Annotated in this window: 1 pseudogene; it reads left to right on the top strand. The window is 45.8% G+C overall.

Annotation, left to right across the window (positions count from 1 at the left end):
• Positions 1 to 110: 110 nt before the first annotated feature.
• A pseudogene (locus tag ACE1TI_RS21690) lies at positions 111 to 1675 on the top strand (IS1182 family transposase); the annotation flags it as partial.
• Between the last annotated feature and the right edge of the window lie 99 nt (positions 1676 to 1774).

The following is a 1774-nucleotide window of genomic DNA, read 5'->3' as shown; positions in this document are numbered from 1 at the left end:
ATCTTTGGGGCAGCCTTCTTTTAATCCGATAAGAAAAAAAGCACAAAAAAATCGCCTCATTCGCTATAATGAAGTTACCACAACAAACATCATAGAAAGAGGCGATTTTTATGAGTAACCAATTGGTCACTTTCCAAGATTATACCATGAATCAGCTCTATCTTCCTATGGATTTTTCAGATGTGATTCCGGAGGATCATGTGGCTCGTGTCGTCAGTGACATGATCGATGCCTTGGATGATGAGCTGTTTTTGCGTGCCTACGAAGGCGGCGGGCGTCCGGCTTATCATCCGAAAATGCTGGCGAAAATCGTATTGTATGGCTACACGTAAGGATTATTCTCCTGCCGTGCCATCGAACAGGCACTCACAGATCATCTTCCGATGATGTGGCTGGCCGCGAGCCAGTGTCCGGATTTCCGCACAATTAACCGGTTTCGTTCTGAACGATGCAAGGCATTAATGGACACGCTGTACCTTGAAATGACGCTGCTTTTAGTAAAAGAAGGCTATGTAGATGGAAAGCATTACTTTTTAGATGGAACAAAGTTCGAAGCCAATGCCAATAAATACACATTCGTTTGGCGAAAAAGTATCGAAGGGTATGAGGAAAAGCTTCAGGCAAAAATCGAGGAAAACCTACGGACGATCGAGGAAGCGATTGCCGTAGACATCGCCTCCTTGAAACAGGAAGATAGCTTGTTTGGTCGGGAACGAATCAACCAGGAAAAGCTGGAAAACGTAGCGAGAAAAGTGGAACAGAAATTGGAAGAGGGGGAAAAAAGCCGAAGCGAAGCCGCTTCGTCAGATTCATCGCCAATTGAAAAGAGACTATCTGCCTCGTCTGGAAACGTATGAAACCCGGATGGCTTTATTTGGAGAGCGCAATAGTTTCTCAAAAACCGATGTGGATGCCACCTTTATGCGGATGAAAGACGATCATATGATGAACGGGCAGTTGAAAGCAGGGTACAACTGGCAGGTCGGCACGCAGAACCAGTTTATTCTCCATTACTCCGTCCACCAGAGTCCTACAGATGCCAGGCTTCTCGAACCGCACTTGGAAGCCATGAAAGAAAAAGGACATGCCCTGCCTAGAATGGTTGGTAGCAGATGCCGGTTATGGTAGCGAACCGAACTATGTGTATATGGAAGACCACGAAGACATCCAGACCCTGATCCCTTATAATACATATGAACAGGAACAGAAACGATCCTTTTCCAAAAAGGCGTATCATCCTCACAACTGGACGTATGAGGAGAAGGACGATTTCTACTGGTGTCCCAACCAGCGAAAGGTCACCTTCCGGCGATATGGAAAACGAACAGATAAGTACGGCTACACACGAGATTTCAAGGTGTATGAATGTGAATCGTGTGAAGGATGTCCGTTCAAGATAGATTGTACCAAAGCGAAAGGAAATCGAAAGATTTTCTATAACCCGGTGTATGAAGAATTAAAAGCAAAGGAAACCAATAAATTACATAGCGAAGAGGGTCGAACACTCTACGCGCTTCGAAAAACGGAGGTGGAGAGTGTATTTGGTCATGTCAAACAAAACCTCGGATTTCAGCGATTACATCTCCGAGGCAAAGAAAAAGTCCACGTAGAACTCGGGTGGGTGGCCCTCGCCCACAACATACGGAAAGTGGCGGCGGCAAAACGCCGCCAAAAGACACATATCTCCATCGGAGCATGAAAAATCTCCACCGGTCCCATCTAAAAGATGACTCCGGTGGAGATTTTATTTTAGGGGTTTTGGGACAGCCCCTTT

This window comes from Alteribacillus sp. JSM 102045 (assembly GCF_041949975.1).
Taxonomy (GTDB): Bacteria; Bacillota; Bacilli; order Bacillales; family Marinococcaceae; genus Alteribacillus.
The sequence above is the reverse complement of the archived record's forward strand: the minus strand, read 5'-3'. Positions and strand labels throughout refer to the sequence as shown.